The sequence below is a fragment of the Amycolatopsis sp. NPDC058278 genome (assembly GCF_042881395.1).
Classification (GTDB): domain Bacteria; phylum Actinomycetota; class Actinomycetes; order Mycobacteriales; family Pseudonocardiaceae; genus Amycolatopsis.
In genome coordinates, this window is the sequence record NZ_JBHVXZ010000125.1 from 1 (window position 1) to 21,804 (window position 21,804).

At 72.2% G+C, this 21,804-nt stretch carries 24 protein-coding genes; 14 read left to right on the forward strand and 10 right to left on the reverse strand.

Annotated features, from left to right (window positions below; genetic code table 11):
* The first annotated feature begins 250 nt into the window (after positions 1-250).
* Positions 251-1,885 carry an acyl-CoA synthetase gene (locus ACFVYA_RS40545; protein ID WP_387052706.1) on the forward strand — a complete coding sequence of 545 codons (1,635 nt, stop codon included), beginning with the start codon at positions 251-253 and terminating at the stop codon, positions 1,883-1,885.
* Here the strand turns inward: ACFVYA_RS40545 and ACFVYA_RS40550 are convergent.
* Positions 1,880-2,176 (reverse strand): nuclear transport factor 2 family protein, encoded by a 297-nt coding sequence (locus tag ACFVYA_RS40550; RefSeq protein WP_387052708.1) that lies wholly within the window; start codon positions 2,174-2,176, stop codon positions 1,880-1,882. The two genes, ACFVYA_RS40545 and ACFVYA_RS40550, sit on opposite strands and share 6 nt — an antisense overlap.
* Before the next feature lie 76 nt (positions 2,177-2,252).
* Between ACFVYA_RS40550 and ACFVYA_RS40555 the strand changes: the two genes are divergently transcribed.
* Positions 2,253-5,204: a LuxR C-terminal-related transcriptional regulator gene (locus tag ACFVYA_RS40555; protein WP_387052710.1), complete on the forward strand. Its 2,952-nt coding sequence runs from the start codon at positions 2,253-2,255 to the stop codon at positions 5,202-5,204.
* A gap of 1 nt (position 5,205) precedes the next feature.
* Here ACFVYA_RS40555 and ACFVYA_RS40560 read toward each other — a convergent pair whose 3' ends face one another.
* On the reverse strand, positions 5,206-6,135 hold the full coding sequence (locus ACFVYA_RS40560) for a hypothetical protein (RefSeq protein ID WP_285985407.1): 930 nt from the start codon (positions 6,133-6,135) through the stop codon (positions 5,206-5,208).
* Positions 6,136-6,516: 381 nt separating this feature from the next.
* On the opposite strand from ACFVYA_RS40560, the gene ACFVYA_RS40565 reads away from it, so the two are divergent.
* From ACFVYA_RS40565 to ACFVYA_RS40585, 5 genes are read left to right on the forward strand one after another with little or no spacing between them, the layout of a single operon-like run.
* On the forward strand, positions 6,517-7,269 hold the full coding sequence (locus tag ACFVYA_RS40565; protein ID WP_387052712.1) for an SDR family oxidoreductase: 753 nt from the start codon (positions 6,517-6,519) through the stop codon (positions 7,267-7,269).
* Positions 7,266-8,324, forward strand: a complete 1,059-nt coding sequence (locus ACFVYA_RS40570) for a phosphotransferase family protein (protein WP_387052714.1) — start codon at positions 7,266-7,268, stop codon at positions 8,322-8,324. Before ACFVYA_RS40565 ends, ACFVYA_RS40570 begins: the two co-directional genes overlap by 4 nt.
* Positions 8,324-8,980 (forward strand): histidine phosphatase family protein, encoded by a 657-nt coding sequence (locus tag ACFVYA_RS40575; protein WP_387052716.1) that lies wholly within the window; start codon positions 8,324-8,326, stop codon positions 8,978-8,980. Before ACFVYA_RS40570 ends, ACFVYA_RS40575 begins: the two co-directional genes overlap by 1 nt.
* A 10-nt stretch (positions 8,981-8,990) precedes the next feature.
* The gene (locus tag ACFVYA_RS40580) at positions 8,991-9,908 is read left to right on the forward strand and encodes an SMP-30/gluconolactonase/LRE family protein (protein ID WP_387052718.1); all 918 of its coding nucleotides are present in this window, start codon (positions 8,991-8,993) and stop codon (positions 9,906-9,908) included.
* Positions 9,908-10,297 carry a VOC family protein gene (locus ACFVYA_RS40585; RefSeq protein ID WP_387052720.1) on the forward strand — a complete coding sequence of 130 codons (390 nt, stop codon included), beginning with the start codon at positions 9,908-9,910 and terminating at the stop codon, positions 10,295-10,297. The genes ACFVYA_RS40580 and ACFVYA_RS40585 overlap by 1 nt, the downstream gene beginning before the upstream one ends.
* 4 nt (positions 10,298-10,301) lie before the next feature.
* On the opposite strand, the gene ACFVYA_RS40590 is transcribed toward ACFVYA_RS40585, so the two are convergent.
* Positions 10,302-10,502 (reverse strand): hypothetical protein, encoded by a 201-nt coding sequence (locus ACFVYA_RS40590; RefSeq protein WP_387052722.1) that lies wholly within the window; start codon positions 10,500-10,502, stop codon positions 10,302-10,304.
* Here ACFVYA_RS40590 and ACFVYA_RS40595 point away from each other — a divergent pair.
* Positions 10,495-10,659, forward strand: coding sequence for a hypothetical protein (locus ACFVYA_RS40595; RefSeq protein WP_387052724.1), 165 nt, complete (start codon positions 10,495-10,497; stop codon positions 10,657-10,659). The genes ACFVYA_RS40590 and ACFVYA_RS40595 overlap by 8 nt on opposite strands.
* On the opposite strand, the gene ACFVYA_RS40600 is transcribed toward ACFVYA_RS40595, so the two are convergent.
* The 5 genes from ACFVYA_RS40600 to ACFVYA_RS40620 all read right to left on the reverse strand — a co-directional run bounded on the left by ACFVYA_RS40600 (position 10,634) and on the right by ACFVYA_RS40620 (position 14,715).
* Complete coding sequence (locus ACFVYA_RS40600) at positions 10,634-10,849, reverse strand: hypothetical protein (protein WP_387052726.1); 216 nt, start codon at positions 10,847-10,849, stop codon at positions 10,634-10,636. The genes ACFVYA_RS40595 and ACFVYA_RS40600 overlap by 26 nt on opposite strands.
* An 87-nt stretch (positions 10,850-10,936) precedes the next feature.
* On the reverse strand, positions 10,937-11,764 hold the full coding sequence (locus ACFVYA_RS40605) for an enoyl-CoA hydratase family protein (RefSeq protein WP_387052728.1): 828 nt from the start codon (positions 11,762-11,764) through the stop codon (positions 10,937-10,939).
* Complete coding sequence (locus ACFVYA_RS40610) at positions 11,761-12,453, reverse strand: SDR family NAD(P)-dependent oxidoreductase (protein WP_387052730.1); 693 nt, start codon at positions 12,451-12,453, stop codon at positions 11,761-11,763. Before ACFVYA_RS40610 ends, ACFVYA_RS40605 begins: the two co-directional genes overlap by 4 nt.
* Positions 12,450-13,970 carry a benzoate-CoA ligase family protein gene (locus ACFVYA_RS40615; protein ID WP_387052732.1) on the reverse strand — a complete coding sequence of 507 codons (1,521 nt, stop codon included), beginning with the start codon at positions 13,968-13,970 and terminating at the stop codon, positions 12,450-12,452. Before ACFVYA_RS40615 ends, ACFVYA_RS40610 begins: the two co-directional genes overlap by 4 nt.
* The gene (locus tag ACFVYA_RS40620; RefSeq protein WP_387052734.1) at positions 13,963-14,715 is read right to left on the reverse strand and encodes a creatininase family protein; all 753 of its coding nucleotides are present in this window, start codon (positions 14,713-14,715) and stop codon (positions 13,963-13,965) included. The genes ACFVYA_RS40615 and ACFVYA_RS40620 overlap by 8 nt, the downstream gene beginning before the upstream one ends.
* 48 nt (positions 14,716-14,763) lie before the next feature.
* Here ACFVYA_RS40620 and ACFVYA_RS40625 point away from each other — a divergent pair, with 48 nt between their 5' ends.
* From ACFVYA_RS40625 to ACFVYA_RS40645, 5 genes are all read left to right on the forward strand, one after another.
* Complete coding sequence (locus ACFVYA_RS40625; protein WP_387052736.1) at positions 14,764-15,579, forward strand: PaaX family transcriptional regulator C-terminal domain-containing protein; 816 nt, start codon at positions 14,764-14,766, stop codon at positions 15,577-15,579.
* Complete coding sequence (locus ACFVYA_RS40630) at positions 15,576-16,370, forward strand: tryptophan 2,3-dioxygenase (protein WP_387052738.1); 795 nt, start codon at positions 15,576-15,578, stop codon at positions 16,368-16,370. The genes ACFVYA_RS40625 and ACFVYA_RS40630 overlap by 4 nt, the downstream gene beginning before the upstream one ends.
* Positions 16,367-17,560 carry a kynureninase gene (locus ACFVYA_RS40635; RefSeq protein ID WP_387052740.1) on the forward strand — a complete coding sequence of 398 codons (1,194 nt, stop codon included), beginning with the start codon at positions 16,367-16,369 and terminating at the stop codon, positions 17,558-17,560. Before ACFVYA_RS40630 ends, ACFVYA_RS40635 begins: the two co-directional genes overlap by 4 nt.
* 164 nt (positions 17,561-17,724) lie before the next feature.
* On the forward strand, positions 17,725-18,798 hold the full coding sequence (locus ACFVYA_RS40640; protein ID WP_387052742.1) for a Glu/Leu/Phe/Val dehydrogenase dimerization domain-containing protein: 1,074 nt from the start codon (positions 17,725-17,727) through the stop codon (positions 18,796-18,798).
* Positions 18,795-19,595, forward strand: coding sequence for a serine hydrolase (locus ACFVYA_RS40645; protein ID WP_387052744.1), 801 nt, complete (start codon positions 18,795-18,797; stop codon positions 19,593-19,595). The genes ACFVYA_RS40640 and ACFVYA_RS40645 overlap by 4 nt, the downstream gene beginning before the upstream one ends.
* On the opposite strand, the gene ACFVYA_RS40650 is transcribed toward ACFVYA_RS40645, so the two are convergent.
* Positions 19,580-20,524, reverse strand: a complete 945-nt coding sequence (locus tag ACFVYA_RS40650; RefSeq protein ID WP_387052746.1) for a LysR substrate-binding domain-containing protein — start codon at positions 20,522-20,524, stop codon at positions 19,580-19,582. The genes ACFVYA_RS40645 and ACFVYA_RS40650 overlap by 16 nt on opposite strands.
* A gap of 84 nt (positions 20,525-20,608) precedes the next feature.
* Here ACFVYA_RS40650 and ACFVYA_RS40655 point away from each other — a divergent pair, with 84 nt between their 5' ends.
* Positions 20,609-21,541: an MBL fold metallo-hydrolase gene (locus ACFVYA_RS40655; RefSeq protein WP_387052748.1), complete on the forward strand. Its 933-nt coding sequence runs from the start codon at positions 20,609-20,611 to the stop codon at positions 21,539-21,541.
* A 41-nt stretch (positions 21,542-21,582) separates the two neighbouring features.
* Here ACFVYA_RS40655 and ACFVYA_RS40660 read toward each other — a convergent pair whose 3' ends face one another.
* A complete protein-coding gene (locus ACFVYA_RS40660) occupies positions 21,583-21,768 on the reverse strand; it encodes a DUF5302 domain-containing protein (RefSeq protein WP_013228723.1) in 186 nt (61 codons plus the stop codon).
* Between the last annotated feature and the right edge of the window lie 36 nt (positions 21,769-21,804).

Genomic DNA, 21,804 nt, shown 5'->3' on the forward strand with positions numbered 1-21,804 from the left:
GAGCCCCACATGTCACCGACATTTTTCGGGGGCTCGGGTGGCGGAGCCCCCGACTTGGGGCGGAGCCCCACATGTCACCGACATTTTCGGGGGCTCGGGGTGGCGGAGCCCCGGATGTCGTTGCCGGTTTCCGCCCGGTCGCGGGCTGGTGCGTTCGGCCTACGGTTGGTTTACTCTCCAGTAGCTCCCATACCGCCGGTACGCCCGCCGTCGGCGTGGGCTCTCTTCCCGCAGCAACGGAGGTGCCTGGATGAGCCTGGTCGCGCTCGCCACCACGATGGCGGACAAGGTGACCGAGACGGTGCGCAGCGTCGACGTGATGCGGCGGGCGGGCCTCGTTCCCTTCCCCCGGCTCGACGAGGGGGTGCGCTCGCTGGTCGCGCTGCGGAAGTTCGGCCCGTTCGCCGGCGCCAACCACATCTCCGCCCGCCGCGACCCGGCCGCCGTCGGCATCGTCGACGAGCTCGGCCCGCTCACCTACAAGCAGCTCGACGACCAGTCGAACGCGCTGGCCAGGGCCTGGTCCGAGCGCGGCATCCGGCCGGGCCAGGTCGTCGCCGCGCTGTGCCGCGACCACCGCGGCCTGGTCCTCACGATGGCCGCCTCGGGCAAGCTCGGCGTCCGCCTGCTGCTGATGAACACCGGGTTCGCCAAGCCGCAGCTGGCCGACGTCACCCAGCGCGAAGGCGTCACCGCGCTCGTCTACGACCAGGAGTTCACCGGACTGCTCGACGCGATCCCGGACGGCGTCGACCGCTACCTCGCCTGGGTCGACCCGGGCTCGGACCTGACCGACCGGACCGTCCCGGTGCTCGACGAGATCATCGCCAGCACCGACGACCGGCCGTGGCCCGCGCCGGCCAAGCCGGGCGGGTTCGTGCTGCTGACCAGCGGCACCACCGGCACGCCGAAGGGCGCGCCGCGGCCGCACACCTCGGCGCTGGCGTCGGCGCAGTTCCTCGACCGGATCCCGCTGCGGTCGAACGAGGCCACCTACATGGGCGCGCCGCTGTTCCACGGCACCGGCCTGTCCCAGTTCATCCTCTCCTTCGCGCTCGGCTCGAAGGTCGTGATGCGGCGCAAGTTCAACCCCGAAGAGGCGCTGCGCGGCGTCGCCGAGCACAAGTGCACCGCGCTGGTGCTGGTGCCGACCATGCTGCAGCGCATCGTCGACCTGCCGAAGGAAGTCCGGCAGAAGTACGACACGTCGGCGTTGCGGATCATCTTCGTGGCCGGCTCGGCCTTGTCCCCGGACCTCGGCAACCGGGCGAACGAGGCGTTCGGCCCGGTCGTGCACAACCTCTACGGCTCCACCGAGGTCGCGGTGGCGACGGTCGCGACGCCGGAGGACTGGGCGAAGGCGCCGGGCACGGTCGGCCGCGCGCCGGTCGGCTGCAAGGTGGCGCTGTACGACCAGAACGGCCGTCCCATCACCGAACCGAACGTGACCGGCCGCGTGTTCGTCGGCAGCGGGCTCAGCTTCGGCGGCTACACCGACGGCCGCCACAAGGAGATCATCGACGGCCTGCTCTCCAGCGGCGACGTCGGCCACTTCGACGAAGACGGCCTGCTGTTCATCGACGGCCGCGACGACGAGATGATCGTCTCCGGCGGCGAGAACGTGTTCCCGATCGAGGTGGAGAACCTGCTGGTCGAGCGCGAAGACGTGATCGAGGCGGCGGTGATCGGCGTCGAGGACCCGGAGTTCGGGCAGCGGCTCAAGGCGTTCGTGGTGCGAGCCGAAGGCGCAGAACTCGACGCCGACGAGATCCGCGACTACGTCAAGGCGAACCTGGCCCGCTACAAGGTGCCGCGGGACGTCGAGTTCCTGGACGAACTGCCGCGCAACGCGACCGGAAAGGTGCTGCGTACCAAGCTGTCATGAGCCGCGCTGCACGTTGACGATCCGCCAGCACCCATCGCGGCGTTCGGCGACCACCGTGCAGGCGACGCCGTCGCGGTGCCCGGTCGCGACGCCGACCGACGGCGTCACCTGCAGGCGCGTCCACCGGAACGCGCCCGCCGGGACGCGGCCGGGCCAGCCGGCCTTGCCGAGCACACGCCCGGCCGGCCCGTCGCCGCGGAAGCCGTCGGCGAGCAGCGGCGCCAGCGCCTCGGTGTCGCCGTCCGCGTCGGCGTCCCGCCAGCGGGCCAGCAGTTCCTCGAACGTCTCCACGGGTTCGAAGGTCGCAGGCACCCGGTGGCGCAACATCGGCCACCTGGCCGAGATCCGCTGGCAGACTGGCCGGGCCATGACTGCGACGAAACTCCTGCCGGCCGGCACGGTCACGATCCTCTGCGCCGGCGATGCCGCCCCGGTCGTCTTCGCGACCCCTGACGAGGCGCTCGCGGCGCTGCCCGGCGGCCCGGCGGCCGTGCACACCGGGGACGTGCTGATCCGCGACGACGGCACGCCAACCGGTGCCGCCGTCCGCCGTTGTGAACACCTGCGCGCGCTGGCCGAAGACGGCCGGATCCTCGTGTCGGCCCGCACCGCGGCGGCCCTCGGGGACGCCGTCACGCTGCACGACCTCGGCGTCCACCGGCTGCCGGACCTCACCGCGCCCGAGCGGATCTTCGAACTCGGCGAGACGCCCGGGCCGCTGCGCTCGCTCGACGCCGTCCCGAACAACCTCCCGGTGCAGCTGACCGGGTTCGTCGGCCGCGACGCCGAGGTCGCGGAAGTCCGGCGACTGCTCGCCGGAACGCGGCTGGTCACGCTGGCCGGACCCGGCGGCAGCGGCAAGACGCGGCTGGCCGCGCAGGTCGCCGCGAGCACCGAGTGGCCCGACGGCGTGTGGTGGGTGGAGCTGGACGCCGTGACCGACGTCGCCGAGCAGGTCGCCGCGACGCTCGGGGTGCCGGTGGAACCCCGGATCGGCGCGGCGCGTTCGGTCGCGACGGAACTGCGCGACCGGCGCGTGCTGCTCTGTCTCGACAACTGCGAGCACGTCCTCGACGGCGCCGCCGAAGTCGCGGTCGAGCTGCTGCGGTCCTGCCCCGAGGTCGCGGTGCTGACGACCAGCCGGGAGCCGCTGGGCGTGCCGGGGGAGACGGTCTGGCGGGTGCCGCCACTGGCCGTCGAGGAGGCCGTCGCGCTGTTCGTCGAGCGCGCGGGCGCGGTCCGGCCGCTGTTCACCCTGGACACGTCCAGCGCGGCCGCCGTCCGGTCGATCTGCACGCGGCTCGACGGCATCCCCCTGGCCGTCGAACTGGCCGCGGCGTGGCTCGGAACCCTGGCTCCGCACCAGATCGATGCCGGCCTCGACGACCGGTTCGCCCTGCTGACCCGCGGCCCGCGCGGGGTGCCCGCGCGGCAGCGGACCCTCGAAGGCTCGATCGCGTGGAGCCACGACCAGCTCGACGGGGAAGACCGCGCGGTGTTCCGGCGGCTCGCGGTGTTCGCCGGCGGGTTCACCCTGGACGCGGCGGGCGGCCCGGCCGTGCTGCCGGCACTCGGCCGGCTCGTCGACAAGTCCTTGGTACTGGCCGAAGACGGCCGCTACCGGCTGCTGGAAACGCTCCGCGAGTACGCGGCCGCCCGGCTGGCCGAGGCGGGGGAGACCGACGCCGTCAGAGACCGGCACCTGGACCACTACCTGGCCTTGGCCGAAGCCGCCGAGCCCGAGCTCGACCGCGACAAGGACGCCTGGCGGGCGCGGGTCGAGCCCGAGCGCGACAACTTGCGCGCGGCCCTGGAATGGGGGCTGGCGCAGGAGGATCCCGACCGGGGCCGCCGGCTCGCCGCCGCCGTCGCGTGGCTGTGGAACCTGCACGGCCGCGGACATGAGGGCCTGGCCTACCTCAGGCGCGCGGTCGCCCGGCGCCCGGACGACCGGACACCGCTGCAGGCCCGGCTGCTGACCGGGATGGGCCTGGTCGCGGACACGACGGCGCCGTTCGACGTCGAAGCCGCACAGCGCGGCCTGGACCTCGCCACCGAACTCGGCGAAGCGGGCTTGCGTGCCCGGTGCCTCTCCCTGACCGCCCTCGGCCACGTGTACACGGACCTGGACACCGCCTGGGACGTCGCCGTCGAAGCCGAGAAGGTCGCCGAGGACGCCGGAGACGGCTTCGCGCGGGACAGCGCGTTGATGCTGCGCGGGATCGTCCGGTTCGCCCGCGACCGCCACGCCGAAGCGGCGCCCCTGCTCGACGAGGCGGCCGAAGGCCTGCTGCGCCGGGGCGATCGCGGCCTCGCGTCGACCGTCCTCAGTGTCCGGTCCGGGATCGCGCTCGCCGCGGCGGACCTGCCGCGGGCGCGGGAACTCGCCGGGCAGGCCGTCGACGTGGCCGCCCCGCTCGGCGACTTCCACCGCGTCAACACGACGCTGTGCCGCCTGGCGCTGGTGCACTGCGCGGCCGGGGAAGCCGACGCCGGGTTCCGCGTGATGGAGCCGTTCCTGCGGCTGCTCGAGACGGCGGGTGACGTCTTCGTGCCGGGCATGGCCGGCGTGCTCGGCGAGCTGCATTGGCGGCGAGGCGAGTTCGAAGCCGCGTTGCGCTGGTTCGAGCGCGAAGCCGTGCCCGGGACGTACATGGCCGCGCAGGGACTGGCCGAACGCGGCGCTCTCCTGCGTGCGCTCGGCCGTCCCGACGAGGCCGTGGAGGTGCTGGCCACCGCCGTCGAGCTCACCCGCCGCTGGTCCCTGCCGTCGCCCTTGGCCGGCGCCCTGGACCAGCAGGGGTACCTGGCGGAGCCGGAGCAGGCGGCCGAGCTGCACCACGAAGCGCTGAGCCTGCGGCTCGACCACGGCCTCCGGCTGGGTGTCCTGGCGAGTCTCGACGCGCTGACGACGCTGCTCGCGCGCACCGGCCGCGCGGGCGACGCCGCCCGAGTGCTGGTGTCGGCTTCGCAGGCGCGGGCCGAGCTGGGCATCCCCCGGCGTCCGTCTGCGCAGGCGGAGGTGGACGCGCTCGGCCTGGCGACATCCGAACCGCCGATGCCGCTCGACGACGTGGTGGCGTTCGTGCGCCGGGCCCGGGGAACGCGCGGCCGGCCGTCGAGCGGCTGGGGCAGCCTGACGCCGACCGAGCTGGAGGTGGTGAAGCTGGCGGCCGAGGGCTGCACGAACCCGGAGATCGGCACCCGCCTGTTCATGAGCCGCGGCACGGTGAAGACGCACTTGGCGCACGTGTACGCGAAGCTGGGCATCGCGAACCGCACGGAGCTGGCCACGCTCGCGGCGGCCCGCCTGAGCTGAGTCAGTCCCAGTCGATGCCGAACACACCCGGGCCGAAGTCGAACGCCACCGCGTGGACGCCATCCGCGCCGTCGAGCTTCAGGGGGCGCCGGGCGAGGGTGCCGTTCGCGCCGTTGCGGGAGTACTGCCAGCAGCGGCCCGGTGCGGTGCCCCTGGCGAACCGGACCTCCAGCAGGTACTCCCGCACCGGGCGGCGGAACTCGCGGTAGTGGGTGTTGCGGCACTCCGGGTACGGCGGCCCGCTGTTGGTCAGCGTGTACTCGATCAGGTGCGTCTCGCCCCGGTTGATCGGCTGGTCGAAGAGCAGTTCGGTGACGAGCAGGCCGTGGGACTCGTCCGTCTCGGCGCGCCCGATCCGGCAGTTGCGCACGGCGTGCAGTTCGGGGACGCCCGCCGCCGGGTCGTCCTGGGTGTAGACCAGCAGCCAGCGGTCCTGGCCGTCCGCGACGGCCTGGAACACCGCCCGCGCGGTCACCGCGCGCTGGCCGCCGTCCGCAGCGATCTCGCACAGGTCGTGCAGCCCGACCATCTTCAGCGGCTGCTGGCGGTCGAGGGCGTGCGGCGCGCCGACCTTCTCCAGCAGCGGCTGCAGCACCTCACGCGGGAACGACATCGGCTCGCCGCCGGCCTGGCGCTTCCCGGCGCCGCCGCGGGGCCGGGGCGGGGGCAGCAGCCCGAGCAGGGACCCGGCGGGGACGTCGAGGATCTCCTCGAGCGTGCGGACGGCCGAAAGCGAGCTCTGCCGCTCCGGCTGCCTCTTGCCCGACTGCCAATAGCTCAGCGCGGTGACGCTGACGACGACGCCGCGGGCCCGCAGCCGCGCCTGGATCCGGTCGAGCGACAGCCCGCTGGTGGCGATGGCCGCGCGCAGCCGGATGGCGAATTCGGTGCGGCCGCTCTCCTGGCCGTCACCCGCCGCGCTGTCCGCCATCGCTGAATTCCCGACCCGCCCCATGCCGTCCCCCGACGATCCCCGACACGGAGCACGTTAGCAGTTTTCCGCGTGGTCTCCGCGCCCCTCTTCGGTCGTGCCGCCGGGACGCCCACTCGGGCGAACGGGCTAGTACTGGCAACTGTGAACCATTGCCCCGGCCTGGGCCGACGCGCTTGTATGACTTGCCTGCGCCGGTGGCACCGCCTCCCCCTCACGGCCCACCCGGACGCAGGTGCGACCGGCCGCGTGAGCGGTTCCGGCTCCGGTTCACCCGGCCGAGTTGTGCGACCGGCCGGTGTGGCCGCGCGATGACCGGTGGCCCGGCGACGCCCCCAGCGCCGGGCCACCGGTCTTGTTACCACCGGGTAGCATCCGGGCATGGTTCTCCGGCAGAACATCCTGATCACCGGCGCCAGCAGCGGGCTGGGCGAGGGCATGGCCCGCCAGTTCGCGGCGAAGGGGCGCAACCTGGCGCTGTGCGCGCGGCGCACCGAGCGGCTCGAGAAGCTGGCCGCCGAACTGACCGCGGCGCACCCCGGGATCCAGGTCGTCACGCGCACCCTCGACGTCACCGACCACGACCGCGTGTTCGCCGTCTTCGCGGAGTTCCGCGACGAGCTCGGGTCCCTCGACCGGGTGATTGTGAACGCCGGGCTCGGGAAGGGGCAGCGGGTCGGCACGGGGCGGTTCGACGCCAACCGCCAGACCCTCGAGGTCAACTTCGTCGCGGCGGCCGCCCAGATCGAGGCCGCCGCCGGGATCTTCCGCGAGCAGGGCGCCGGCCACCTCGCCGTCATCTCCTCGTTCAGCGCGCTTCGCCCGTTCCCAGGCAAGCTCACCGCGTACGCCGCTTCGAAGGCCGGGATCTCGGCGTTCGTCGACGGCACCCGGATCGAGCTGAAGCGCACGGGCATCGCCGTCACCGACGTCCGGCCCGGCTACATCGAGTCGGAGATGAACGACCGGATCGGCCGGAACCCCGTGCTGGCCAAGGCCGAAACCGGGGCCAGGGCGCTGGCCAAGGCGATCGAGGCCGAACCGCGCCGCGCCTACGTCCCGGCGTGGCCGTGGGTGCCGCTGAGCGTCGTCATGCGCGTGGTGCCGGCGGCGCTGCTGCGGAAGTTCACGTGAACGCCCCGGTCGAGGTCCGCGCGGAGGACGCCTTCGACGCCGCCGCGGTGCACGCCTGGCTGAGCGCGAAGGTCGAGGGCCTCGGGGACGAGCCGCCGCACGTCCGGCAGTTCCCCGGCGGCGCGTCCAACCTGACGTACCTGCTGGCCTACCCGGACCGCGAGCTGATCCTGCGCCGCCCGCCGGCCGGGCACAAAGCGGCGTCGGCGCACGACATGCGGCGCGAGTACCGCGTCCAGCACGCGCTGAAGCCGGTGTTCCCGTACGTGCCGCGGATGGTGGCGTTCGGCGACGATCCGGCCGTGCTCGGCGGCGACTTCTACGTCATGGAGAAGCTGGACGGCCTGATCCTGCGCGGCGACCTGCCGCCGGGGATGACGCTGACGCCGGAGCAGGCGCGCGAGCTGTCCGGCAAGGTCGTCGACCGGCTGGTGGACCTGCACGCCGTCGACGTCGGGAAGGCCGGGCTCGCCGACCTCGGCAAGGGCGCCGGGTACGTCGAGCGGCAGATCCGCGGCTGGTCGGAGCGGTACGTCGCGGCGCGCACGGACAACGTCGGCGACTTCGCCGAGGTCCGTGCGTGGCTGGCGGCGAACCAGCCCGGCGAGGTCGAGATCTGCCTGATCCACAACGACTACCGGCTCGACAACCTGGTGCTCGACGGTCCTTCGGCGTTGACCATCACCGGCGTCCTCGACTGGGAGATGGCCACGCTCGGCGACCCGCTGATGGAGCTGGGCAGCATGCTCGCCTACTGGGTCCAGGCCGGCGACGACGACGTCATGCACGCGAGCCGCCGCCAGCCGACCCACCTGCCCGGGATGTTCACCCGCGAGGAGTTCGTCGCGCGTTACGCGGAGAAGACCGGGCTTTCGATCGGCGACTGGCGGTTCTACGAGGTCTACGGCTTGTTCCGGCTCGCCGCCGTGCTGCAGCAGCTGTACCGCCGTTATCGCGACGGCGCCACGCGCAACCCGGCGTTCAAGGACTTCTGGCAGTTCGTCGGGTACCTGGACTGGCGCTGCCGCGAGATCATCGCGAAGGGGAGCGTGTAGTGGGCGCCATCTACCTGGTCCGGCACGGTCAGGCGTCCTTCGGCGCGGCCGACTACGACGCGCTGTCCCCGCGCGGCTTCGACCAGTCCACTGTGGTCGGTGCGGAACTGCTGCGGCGCAACGTCTCCTTCAGCCAGGTCCGGTCCGGCTCGCTGGCCCGCCAGCGCGACACCGCGGCGACGGCGCTGAAAGTGCTCGGCAGCGACGTCCCGGTGGTCGAGGACCCGCGCTGGAACGAGTACGACCACGTCGACATCGCCCGCCACCACGCCGGCGGGGCACCCCAGGAGGATTCGCGGGCCTACCAGGGCGTCCTGGACGCGGCGTTGACGGCGTGGACGTCGGCCGGCGCCGACGGGCCGTGCGCCGAGACGTGGCCCGCGTTCCTCGCGCGGTGCCGAGACGCGCTTTCGGACCTGGTCGCGGCCCTGGGCAAGGGGGAACACGCGGTCGTGTTCACCTCCGGCGGGGTGATCGCGACGATCTGCGGCCTGCTCGTGGGGACCCCCGAAACCGGACTGCTCAAGCTCAACCGCGTCACGGTCAACGGTGGGATCACCAAGCTGGTGTCCGGGCGCGGCGGCGTCACGCTGCTGTCGTTCAACGAGCACCCGCACTTCGAGGCGGACACGGCCGCATTGCTCACCTACCGGTAGGAGACGCTCGATGGAGTTCGGCGAGGTCACGCTGTACCCGGTGAACGGCCACGGCCCGGAGGACGTCGTCGTCGACGGCGAGGGCCGGATCTACACCGGCGTCGACGACGGCCGGATCCTGCGCCTGTCGCCCGACGGGCAGCACATCGACGTCATCGCCGACACGGGCGGCCGCCCGCTCGGGCTGGAGCTGCACGGCGAAGACGAGCTGCTGATCTGCGACGCGCGGGCCGGCCTGCTGGTGGTCCCGCTGGCGGGCGGCGCGGTTTCGACCTTGGCCACGTCCGCGCTGGGCCTGGACTTCGTGTTCTGCAACAACGCCGCGGTGGCGTCCGACGGGACGATCTACTTCACGGATTCGTCCCGCCGCTTCGGCATCGACAACTGGCGCGACGACCTGATCGAGCAGACGGCAGGCGGCCGGCTGCTGCGCCGGTCCCCGGACGGCTCGATCGACCTGCTCGTCGACGGCCTCCGGTTCGCGAACGGCGTCGCACTGGCCCCGGACGAGTCGTTCGTGGCGGTGGCGGAAACCGGCGCGTTCGGCGTGTCCCGCGTCCGGCTTTCGGACGGTCACGTGGACCCGCTGGTCGAGAACCTGTGGGGCTTCCCGGACAACATCTCGACGGGCACGGACGGGCTGATCTGGATCACGCAGGCGTCGCCGCGCGTGGCGGCGCTCGACGTGGTCCGGCGGTTGCCGGCGGTCCTGCGGGCGGGCATCCGGCGGCTGCCGACGTCGTTGCAGCCCCGCCCGGGCCGTGAGGTGGGCGTCCTGGGTGTCGCGGCCGACGGCCGGGTGGTGCATTCGTTCCGCGGCGAGATCCCGGGCTTCCACATGCTGGTGGGCGTCCGCGAGTGGCGGGGGCGGTTGTATTTCGGCTCTTTGGAGGAGTCGGCGATCGCGGTGACGCCTACCATCGGGTGATGCTGAGCAACGTCCGGATCGAAGCCCGCATCCCCACTCAGGACCTGGCCCGCGCCCGGCGCTGGTACGCGGAGAAGCTCGGGCTCGAGGCGGTCGAGGAACGCGAAGGCGGCCTGCGGTACGAAGGCGCGTCCGGCGTCTTCTGCCTGTACGCCTCGGCGGGGACGTCCGACGGTTCGTTCACGCAGGTCGCCTTCTACGTCGACGACCTCGAATCGACGGTCGCGGTGCTGCGCGAGCGCGGGGTGGTGTTCGAGGACTACGAAGGCATGCGGGGCGGGATCGTGGAGATCCGCGGCAACTACCCGAGCAAGGGCAGCGGCGAGCGGGCCGCGTGGTTCCGCGACAGCGAAGGAAACTTGATCGGGCTGGGCGAAGTGGTGCCCTGAGGCGCTACCGGGGTCGATGAGCAGCTTGGTTGAAGGCGGCCTTGCTGGCTTTGTAGAGGTCGTAGCCGGATTCGGTGTTGCGCGTGATGCTGCCCTGTTCCGAGGACATGACGGCGACCGTGCCACCGGGGACGACGAGCTCGCGAAGGGCTTCGAGGGCGCGTAGCGGGCTCAACGCGGTGGTGATCATCACCTCGGTGAACATCGCGGTCGGGACCTCGCCGATCGGCAGGTTCGACGCGGTGCTGGACGCTCTGCTCGGCCCGATCGTCTACGCCGCGCTCACCGGGACGGTGGTTGCCCGGGCTGTGGTGGACACGCTTTTCGACGAGCTGCTCAGGCCCGGCCGCGCCGGCGCTTGAGGCGGGTGAGGACGAACCACGTGTGCCCGATCCCGACCGGAATCACGATCGCGGCCCAGAAAACGAACTCGCCGGTGCTCGGCCGGCCGTACTTCACCGTCAGCCACCAGGCGAGGACGCCACCCAGCACGGCCACGAACAGGCAGGCCCACGCCCGGTGGCCGACCGCCCACGATTCGAGCTTGGACAACGGCCTTCCGTTTTGCGCCATGGATTCTTCCCCTCAGTCGGTCGAGGGAAGAATGCCCGGATCGTCCGCCCGCAAAACCGGAACGGCTCAGCGGCCCGTCCAGCGCGGCTCCCGCCCCGCGGACCAAGCGGCGTAGAACTCCTTGTGGTCCTTCGCCGTCATCAGCAACGCCTGCGTGATCGCCTCGAGCTCGATCGCGCTGCCCAGGTCCATGTCCAGCTCGCGGGTCAGCAGCACCTTCGTCGTCGCGTAGGCCAGGGCGGGGCCGTCAGCCAGACGCCGGGCCAGAGCGGCGGCCGCGGAAGGGAGTTCCGAGTCGGGAACCACCTGCGAAGCCAACCCGATCTCCGAAGCGCGCGCGGCCGAAACCTTGTCCCCGAGGATCAGCAGTTCCGTCGCGCGACCGAGGCCGACGAGCCGCGGCAACAGGTACGCCGACCCCATGTCCGCGCCCGCCAGCCCGACCTTCGTGAACAGGAACGCGAACTTCGCCGACTCCGCCAGCAGCCGGAAGTCGCTCGCCAGGGCGATCACCGAACCCGCTCCGGCCGCCACGCCGTTGACCGCCGCGATCACCGGGAGCGGGCACTCGCGCAGGGCCTTCACCACCGCGCCCGTCATGCGGGTGAACTCGAGGAGCTCCGCCGTCTCGAACTTCTGCAGCTCGCCGATGATCTCCTCGACGTCGCCGCCCGAACAGAACCCGCGGCCCTGGCCGGTGAGCACCAGCACCCGGACGTCCTCGTGCTGCGGGAGCTCGGTGATCAGGTCCCGCAGATCCGCGTAGACGTCGAAGGTCAGCGCGTTCAGCTTGTCCGGGCGGGTGAACGTCACCGTGGCCACCCCGTCGGACACCGTGAAGCCGAAGTGCTCCCACTCCTTCGTCAGCGGGGCAGTTGCGCGGAACGGGCTCATGACTGGATTCCTCCGCCGTCGAGTACGAGGGTCTGGCCGTTGATCGCGGCGGCCTCCGGGGCCGCCAGGAAGGACACCGCGAACGCCACCTCGGCCGGCTCCAGCAGCCGGCCGAGCGGGGACGCCGCCGCCAGCGCCGCTTCCGCGTCCGAAGAGGACCGTCCCGACCGCGAGACGATCCGCGCCACCGAGGTCGCCGTCATGTCGGTGCGGACGAACGCCGGGCACACCGCGTTCGCCGTGACGCCGGTCCCGGCCAGCTCTGCCGCCACCGCGCGCATGAAACCCACCGCCGCGTGCTTCGACGCCGTGTACCCGGCCGTGTAGCGGTAGCCGACGTGCGAGGCGGTCGACGCCACCGTGACGATCCGGCCGCGGTCGCGCGAGCGCATGCCGTCCAGCACCGCGCGCGTGCAGAGGAACGCGCCGGTCGCGTTCACCTCGAACTGCTCGCGCCAGTCGTCCAGCGAGGTCCGGGAAACCGGGGCGCTGGACGAGATCCCGGCGTTGTTCACCAGCACGTCGACCGGGCCGGCCGAGGAGAAGTACGCAGCCACGGCTTCCTCGTCCGTGACGTCGCAGTCCGCGCGGCCCGGCGCCAGCACGGTGTCACCCGCGGCGCGGAACCGGACCGCGATCGCCGCGCCGATGCCGCGGGTGCCGCCGGTGACCACCACCAGGCGGCTCACGGGCGGGCCGCCAGGGCACGCCGGTCGAGCTTTCCGTTGGCCGTGCGGGGGAGTTCCGCCATGAAGACCACCTCGCGGGGGTACTTGTGCTTGGCCAGGTGGGCTTTCGCGTGGTCCTTCAGCTCGTCGGCGGAGACCGGGGCACCCGGCCGCAGCACGACGTACGCGCGGGGGACGACCAAGCCGTCGATCTCGTGGCCGACCACCGCGCAGTCGGTGACGTCCGGGTGGCCGAGCAGGCAGTCCTCGATCTCGCCGGGCGCGACGAACACGCCGCCGACCTTGAGCAGCGCGTCGGCGCGGCCGTGGTGGCGGAAGTACCCGTCCGGTGCGCGGCTGAACAGGTCGCCCGACGTCAGCGTGTCACCGTCGAACGTCCGCGCCGACTTCTCCGCATCGCCGTGGTACTCCAGGGCGATCGTCGGCCCGGTCACGCGCAGCGGCCCGATTTCCCCGTCCGGCACCGGGTTCCCGAGCTCGTCGACGACCTGGGCGGTGTAGCCGGGAACGGGGGTGCCGAGCGTGCCGATCCGGGCCGCACCCGGCCGGTTCGACAGGTAGATGTGGTACGCCTCGGACGAGCCGATCCCGTCCACCACCGGCACCCCGAAGGCCGCGTCCCACTTGCGGTGCAGCTCCGGCGGCAGCGCCTCGCCCGCCGACGTCGTCATCCGCAGGCAGCTCAGGTCCTGCTCCGCCGCGGCCGAGTGGGCGACCATCGCGCTCATCATCGTCGGCACGTTGACCAGCACGGTCGGCCGGTACCGGGCGATCAGCCCGAACATCAGGTCCGCCGTGCTGCGTTCCCCGAAGGCGATGCCGGCCGCGCCGACACCGAACGGGAACAGCGCCACCAGGTCGCGCGCGTAGCCGAAGAACAGCTTCGGCACGGCCAGGACAGTGTCGTCCTCCCGCAGGCCGAGCACCTCGACGGCGTACCGCTCGAAACTCTCCTTCGGACTGCGCAGCGGGTGCACGCACGCCTTGGGCGCACCCGTGCTGCCCGTGGTGAACTTCCAGATGCCGACGTCGTCCACGGTGGTCGGCGCGGCTTCCAGCGAGTCCGGCGCCGCGTCGACCAGCGTCCGAAAGGGACGTTCACCGGGGCGCAGATCGGCTTCGGGAACGCCCGTGACGAGCAACCCGGTGGCGCCCGCCGCTCGCAGCGCGGGCAGCGTGACGGCGTCCGCGAGCACCACCACGGCCTCGGTGTAGCCGAGGTAGTACGCGTAGTCCTTGGGCTGCAGGAACGGGTAGACCTCGGCGGTGACCGCGCCGATCTTCTGCGCGCCGTACCAGGCCGCGACGAACTCGTCGCCGTCGCTCAGCGCCAGCAGCACCCGCTGTCCTTTTCGGACACCGGCGTCGAGCAGGACGTTGCCGACGCGGTTCGCCATCGCCGCGAGCGACGCGTAGCTGACCGTCCGGTCCCCGACGTACAGGGCGGTCCGGGCGCCCCGGCCTTCGGTCACGTGCCGGTCGAGGAAGTGCGTGGCGAGGTTGAACGGCTCACTCACGGGCCAGCTCCCGGATCGCTTCCACCAGCAGGTCGGTCAACGTCGAGAAGGTCTCCGAGCCCTCTTCGGCGGTCGCTTCCGCGGGCCGGCCGCAGTACGCCCCGGTCATGCCCATCGCGAGGAAGCCGCCGTCTTCGGGGGCGGCGGCCAGGCTCACCGGCACGTGCGGCAGCTCCCGCATGACGGCCTGGTCGACCAGCTCGGGCCGGTCGGCGAGCACCAGCGACGTCTCGTACCGCCCGGCGTGGCACTCGCCGGACCGGAACTCCTCGGTCAGCCGCTCCGCGTGCCGCCGCCGGACCAGGTCGAGCAGGGCGACGCGCCCGTCGTAGGCGAAGTTCAGCGTCTCCACGGCTCGCCGCAAGGTGACCAGGTGCGCGGGCTCGAAGTGGTTGTTGACCAGCAGGATCCGCTTCAAGCGCTGGCCGATCAACGCGGACCCGATGTCGACGAGCAGCGAGTGCAGGGTCTCCTCGCCGATGTGCACGCCACCGGCGAACCCGGCCGCGAACCGCGTGACGCCGTAGTGCACCTCGGGGAGGATCAGGGCATGCAATTCGGCATCGGCGGCCAGCCGCTCGGCCGCGCGCTCGCACATCCCGCGGGAGATCAGCGGGTCGGTGCCCAGCGGCGCGTGCGGGCCGTGCGGCTCGATCGCGCCCACCGGCAGCAGGAGCACGGGAACGCGTGAGCCGTCCGCCAGCGCGGCCACCTGCGGCGAGCTGAGGTCCGCGAAGTACGTCACGCAAATCAAGCTACACCGCAGCGGCCTGAGGTGTATAGAGTTGCGCCCATGCCCACCGATGCCTTCGAAGCCGGCCCTCAGGAGCTGGTCATGACGTTGCTGGGCAGCTACGTGCACCCGCGCGAAACCCGCCGGGTGTGGTCGGGCGGCCTGGTCGCGGTGCTCGCCGAGCTGGGCTTCTCCGACGGCGCGGCCCGGATCGCGCTCACCCGCCTGGTGCGCCGCGGCCTGCTGCAGCGCCACCGCGAAGGCCGCACCGTGCACTACTCGCTGACCCGGCGCACCGTCGCGCTGCTCGCCGACGGCGACCACCGGATCTTCTCCCTCGGCCGCCGCGAGCGCGCCGCCGGCGAGTGGACCGTGCTGTGGCAGAGCATCCCCGAGAGCCGGCGCCAGGCCAGGGAACGCCTGGTCAGACGGCTGCGGTTCCTCGGGTTCGGGCCCTACTCCGACGGCACCTGGATCGCTCCGCACGACCGCGAGGCCGAGGTCGTCGCCCTGCTCGGCGAGCTCGACGTCACCGAGCACGCCGGGCTGCTGCTCGGCCGCCCGTCGGCCGCACTGGACGTCCGCCGGTTCGCCGGCCGGGCCTGGGACCTCGACGACCTGGCCGCGCGGTACGCCGCGTTCGTCGGCCAGTTCGGCGGGTACGCGAGCCGGGAGCCGCCGGACGCCGAGGCGTTCGAGGTGCGCACCCGGCTGGTGCACACCTTCCGCATGTTCCCGTCGCTCGACCCGGAACTGCCCGCCGGCCTGGTGCCCGCGCCGGACTGCCGGGCGGCGGCGGTCGAACTGTTCCACGATCTGTACACCGCGCTCGCGAAACCCGCGCAGCGCCACTTCGACGAGGTGACCAAAGGATGACTGAACCCAGTCAAGCGACCCAGGAAGCCCTGAGCTACACCTCGTACCTCGGGCTGGACGACGTGCTGAACGCGCAGCGCCTGCGGTCCGACGAGCACGACGAGCTGCTGTTCATCGTGATCCACCAGGTGTACGAACTGTGGTTCAAGCAGATCCTGCACGAAGCCGAGTTCCTCCAGCGGAACCTCGAAAAGGGCAACACCGCGCACTCCATCCGCACGCTGCGCCGGATCCTCACCATCCTCAAGGTCGCGGTCGCGCAGATCGACGTGCTGGAAACCATGACGCCCAGCCAGTTCGCCAGTTTCCGCGCCCGTTTGGACGCTTCGAGCGGCTTCCAATCGGCCCAGTTCCGCGAGCTGGAAGCGGTGCTGGGGCGGCGTGACGAGCGCGTGTTCGCGCACTACCCCGAGGACGGCGAGCAGCGGAAACGCATTGCCGGCGCGATGGCGCGCCGGTCGTTGTTCGACTCTTTTCTCGCGTACCTCAAGGTTTCTGGCTACACGGTCGAGTGTGACCGAGACGTCACTCGACCGGTGGAGCCGTCCCCGGCCCTGCAGGCGATATTGCTGGACGTGTACAGCGACGACGGGGGACCCTCGGTCGTCGCGGAGTGTCTGGTCGATCTCGACGAAGGGATGCAGGAGTGGCGCTACCGGCACGTGAAGATGGTCGAACGCACCATCGGCGACAAGACCGGGACGGGAGGATCATCCGGCGCGACTTACCTGCGTACCACGCTTTTCCAGCCGATGTTCCCGGATCTCTGGGCCGTACGGAGCCGACTGTGACCACTTTGGACGACCTGCGCGCGGACGGCAACAGCCTCGCCGCGCACTACACCCGGTTCGCGGTGGCCGACCGCCTCCTGCTTTCCGGGCACTCGCACCAGGCTTGGCCGGACGTCGCCGAAGAAGGACTCCTCGAGTCCTTCGCCGACGCCGCCCGCGACGTCGACGGCAAGTGGGACCGTGCCTTCGCGAAGGCGGACGAGCTGCGCGCGGGCTTCCGCCTGCTGCTCGGCGACCCGCACGGCGAGTACGCGCTCGGCGCGAGCACGCACGACCTGGTGCTGCGCTTCCTGTCGGCGATGGAGCTGCCGCGACGGCCGCGCCTGGTCACCACCGACGGCGAGTTCCACACCCTCCGCCGTCAGCTAGCCCGCCTCGAGGAGGAGGGCGTCGAGATCGTGCGGGTGCCGCTCGAGCCGGTGACGACGCTCGCCGAGCGCGTCGCGGGCGAGGTGAACGACGACACCGCGGCCGTGCTCGTGTCCGCGGTGCTCTTCGAGACCTCGAGGCTGGTCCCCGGGCTGGCGCACCTGGCCGACGTCTGCCGCGGCCGGTCGATCGAGCTGGTCGTGGACGCCTACCACGCGCTCGGCGTCGTGCCGTTCGCGCTGCACGACCTCGGGCTCACCAACGCCTGGGTGCTCGGCGGCGGCTACAAGTACCTGCAGCTCGGCGAGGGCAACTGCTTCCTGCGGCTGCCCGCCCACGCCCAGGAGCTGCGGCCGGTGATCACCGGCTGGTACGCCGAGTTCGGCGCGCTCGCCGACGAGCGCCACCCCGGCCAGGTGCCCTACGCCATCGGCGGCGACCGGTTCGCCGGCGCCACGTACGACCCGGCGAGCCACTACCGCGGCGTCCGGGTCCAGCGGTTCTTCGCCGAGCAGGGGCTCACCCCCGAGTTCCTCCGCCAGGTGTCGCAGCACCAAGTCGGCCTGCTCGCGTCGGTGTTCGACTCGCTCGGGCTGCCCGAAGACGTCGTCACGCGCGACCGGGAGACGCCGTTGGAGCGGATCGGCGGGTTCCTCTCGCTGCGCTGCGCCGACGCCGCCGGGCTGCAGGCGGCGCTGGCCACCGAGGGCGTCCGCACCGACAGCCGGGGGCAGTACCTGCGCTTCGGTCCCGCGCCGTACCTTTCGGACACGCAACTGGAGACGGCGATGCGCACCTTGGGCAAGGTGATCAACGGCTGATTACCCGTCCGTATCGCGAGACCGGCACTGGTCCGGCGATCACCGGGGATCTAGGTTGGTGCCGGGCACCCACGGGCGGACGACCTCCGCGCGCCGGGTTCCCGCCAACCCGTGAAGCGCGTCCCGGCCACGAACCGGGCGCGGGAGACAAAGGAGTCACCACCGTGACCGAAGGAGTGTTCGCCCGGGGCACCGGGCACGAACAGGTCGTGTACTGCCACGACCAGGCCAGTGGCCTCAAGGCCATCATCGGCATCTACTCCACCGCGCTCGGCCCCGCACTGGGCGGGACGCGCTTCCACCCCTACGCCACCGAATCCGACGCGCTCGGCGACGTCCTCGCGCTGTCCAAGGGCATGGCGTACAAGAACGCACTGGCCGGGCTCGACCTCGGCGGCGGCAAGGCCGTCATCATCGGCGACCCGAAGACGCTCAAGTCCGAAGCGCTGCTGCGCGCGTACGGGCGCTTCGTGCAGTCCCTCGGCGGCCGCTACATCACGGCGTGCGACGTGGGCACGTACGTGCAGGACATGGACGTGGTGGCCCGCGAGTGCCAGTACGTCACCGGCCGCTCGCCGGAGGACGGCGGCGCCGGCGACTCGTCCGTGCTCACCGCGTTCGGCGTCTTCCAGGGCATGCGGGCTTCGGCCGAGCACGTCTGGGGCAGCCCGGACCTGGCCGGCAAGCGCGTCGGCGTGGCCGGCGTCGGCAAGGTGGGCCACATCCTCGTCGGCCACCTCGTGGAGGCCGGTGCGCAGGTGACGATCACCGACGTCCACGCCCCCGCCATCGAGCGGACCCGCTCGATCCACGCGAGCGTGCAGGTGGTGTCCGATGTGGACACCCTGCTGCGCACCGAGCTGGACGTCTTCGCGCCGTGTGCTTTGGGTGGCGTCCTGAACGACGAGACCGTGCCGGTGCTCGGCGCCCGGATCGTCTGCGGCGCGGCCAACAACCAGCTCGCGCACGCGGGCATCGACAAGCAGCTGGCCGACCGCGGCGTCCTGTACGCCCCGGACTACCTGGTGAACGCGGGCGGCGTGATCCAGGTCGACGACGAGCGCCACGGCTTCGACTTCGAGCGCGCCAAGCGCAAGACCACGGCCATCTACGACACGACGAAGGCGGTGTTCGCCCTGGCCGAGGCCGACGGCGTGCCGCCGGCGACGGCGGCCGACCGGCTCGCCGAGCGGCGGATGGCGGAGGTCGGCCGGCTGCGGTCCATCATGACCGGGTGAGCCTTTCCGCGTTCTTCGAAGCGGTGGGCGTGCGGGGTTTCCTGCACGCCCGCCGGCTCGGTTCTCCCGGCGAATCCGGCCTGGACGCGGACTCGCCGGTGGTACTGGCGTCCGTGGTGAAGGTGCCCCTGGCTTTCGAGTTCGCGCGCCAGGTGGCCGCCGGGCAGCTCGACCCCACCGACCGGGTGCGGGCGTCCGCCGCGGACCGCCTCGGCGGAACCGGTTCGGCGGGCTTCGCCGACGACGCCGAATACAGCCTGCGGGACGCGGCGCTGCTGGCCCTTTCGGTGTCCGACAACACGGCCGCGGACCTGCTGTTCGACCGCGTCGGCGTGGACAACGTCCGGTCACTGCTGACCGAGCTGGGCTTGACCCGCACCACGGTGGTCGGCGCGCCGCGGGACGTCCTGCGCACGATCATCGAAGACACTTCGGCGGGTCACCCGTTGCGGGCCCTGGATCCACTGCGGACTTCCGCGAGCACGCCCCGCGAGATGACGGCGTTGCTGTCGGCGATCTGGGCCGCGGACGCGGGTGCTCCGGTTCGCGAGTGGATGTCCGCGCAGGTCAGCTGGCACCGGTTGACGGCGGGGTTCCCGCCGGAGGTGGCGGTGGCGGGCAAGACGGGCACGATGCCGGGGATCCGCAACGAAGTCGGCGTCGCGACCTATCCGGACGGCACCGCCTACGCGGTCGCGGTGTTCACGACCGGCGGGGCCGAGACGCTGCGGCGCCCGGACATCGACCGCGCGATCGGCGCGGCCGCGCGGGCGGCGGTCGATCAGCTGCGCTCGTAGAACACGTCCCACGGCCGGGGACCCGGCGAAGGGGGGACGATCCGCGACACGCCGTCGTCCTCGAGGACCCCGGCCGCGATTGTCCCCAGCGTCGCCGCTTGCGGGTGCGGGCTGGCCGAGGGCCAGGCGAAGGCCATCCGGGCCCGCAGCACCTCGCCTTCGAGCGGCCGCCACACCACCCGCGGTTCCTTGCGGGCGCCGGGTTCGAACGCCACGCCGTGCCCGGCCAGGACCAGCCCGAGCACGAACTCGGGATTGCGGGCGTGCCGGATCGCCGCCGGGCGGAAGCCGTGGTCCCAGCAGGTGCGTAGGAGGGCGTCGTAACTGCCCGGCGCGGCGGCGCGCGGAGCGTGGACCAGGCCTTCGCCGGCCAGGTCGGCGAGGGTCAGCGCGGCGCGGCGCGCGAGCGGGGAATCGCGGGGGAGCACCACGCCCAGCGGGGTGTCGACGACCGGGCCGAGGTCGAGCCCGACCACGTCGACCGGCAGGTGCAGGAGGCCGGCGTCGAGTTCGCGGTCGGCGAGCAGCCGGGCCTGCTCGGCCGTGGTGAGCTCCTGCAGGTCCAGCCGCACGGCCGGGCACGCGGCGGCGAACTTCGTCAGGATCGCGGCCAGCACCCGGCCGGGCAGTTCCGGAGGCACGCCGGCGCGCAGGCTGTCCAGCTCCCCGCGTTCGGCCTTCGCCACGAGGGTCGTCATGCGGTCCCAGCGGGAGAGCAGATCGCGAGCTTCCGCGCGCAGCACTTCGCCCGCCTCGGTGAGCGTGACGCGGCGGCCGCGCTCGAACAGCTTCGCGCCCAGCTCGGCTTCGAGCCGTTTGACGCGCTGGCTCAACGGCGGCTGCGCGATCCCGAGCCGTTCGGCGGCCCGGCCGAAGTGCAGTTCGTCGGCGACGACGAGGAAGTAGCGCAGCGAACGGAGGTGGTCCACGCTGCGACGATAGCCGTTCGCCTATCGAAATGCGGTCGTCTCGATCTTGGACAGCACGGTGCCGGTCGTGGTCGGGTGTCCGGTATGGACAAGGGATTGAGCAGGCGCGGGCTGTTCGGCGCGGGCGCGGCGGCGGCCGCGATCCTGGCGGGCGCCCCGCCGGCGGTGGCGGCGGCGGGCGGTTCGGGAATGCTGCTGCGCTGGTGGGGGAACAACGGCTGGGAGATCCGCATCGGCCCGAAGACGGTCCTCATCGACCCGTGGCTGACGCGCTTCAAGACGGGAACGTACACACCGGCGGGCGCGGATCCGCGGACGCCGCTTTCGGTGAACCGCGCGTTGATCGACGGCTACCTCGACCGCGGTTTCCTCCGGGCGGACCACATCCTGGTGACCCACGGCCACTACGACCACCTGACGGACGTCCCGTACCTGGCCGAACGCACCGGGGCGACGGTCGTCGGCACCGAGACCCATTTGAGTCTCATGGCGGCGATGGGTGCCCCCGAGGACCAGTTGGCGATCGCGACGGGCGGCGAGGACCTGACGTTCGACGGGTACTCGATCCGGGTGCTGCGTTCCCTGCATTCGGCGACGGGCAGCCGCGCCCAGGTGGCGTTCCCGGGCACCCGGCCGCTGTCCCGCCGCGACCGCCCTCGGGTGATCTCGGACCTGCTGGAGGGCGGCACGCTGGCGTACGTGGTGTCCGGTGGCGGAGCGAGCGTGCTGGACTTCGGGGGTTCGAACTACGTCGAGTCCGAGCTGGCCGGCCTCCGGCCGGACGTGGTGCTGCTGCCGCCGGGCGGGGCGAAGGTGCGGGAGTACGTCCCGCGCCTGCTGCGGACTTTGGGCGGCCCCCGATGGGTGGCGGCAACGCACTGGGACGACTTCGACCTGCCGCTGGGCCAGGCGCACGACCCCAACGGCGGCTTGGAAACCCTGCGGAAGGCGGTGGCGGCGGCCGGCCCGGGCAGCCAGTTCGTGGTGCTGGACCACCTCGGGGAATTCACCCCCTGAAAGCGCGAAGGCCCCCACCGCTCGCGGTGGGGGCCTTCGGCTCAGCCGCTCTTGCGGCGGAACGTCCGCTTGTTCGCCGCCGGGCCGTGGGCGTGCTGGTTCTTGCCGCCCGCGTTCTCGTGCGACGCTCCCGTTCGCGCGTGGGCCTGCTTGCGCTCCAGTGCTTCGCGGAACTTGCGCTTGACGTCGTCCTCCTCGCCGCTGGGCGACGGGTCCGGCTCACTCATGCTTACCTCCGAAAATGACGACGTGTGACCGCCCCA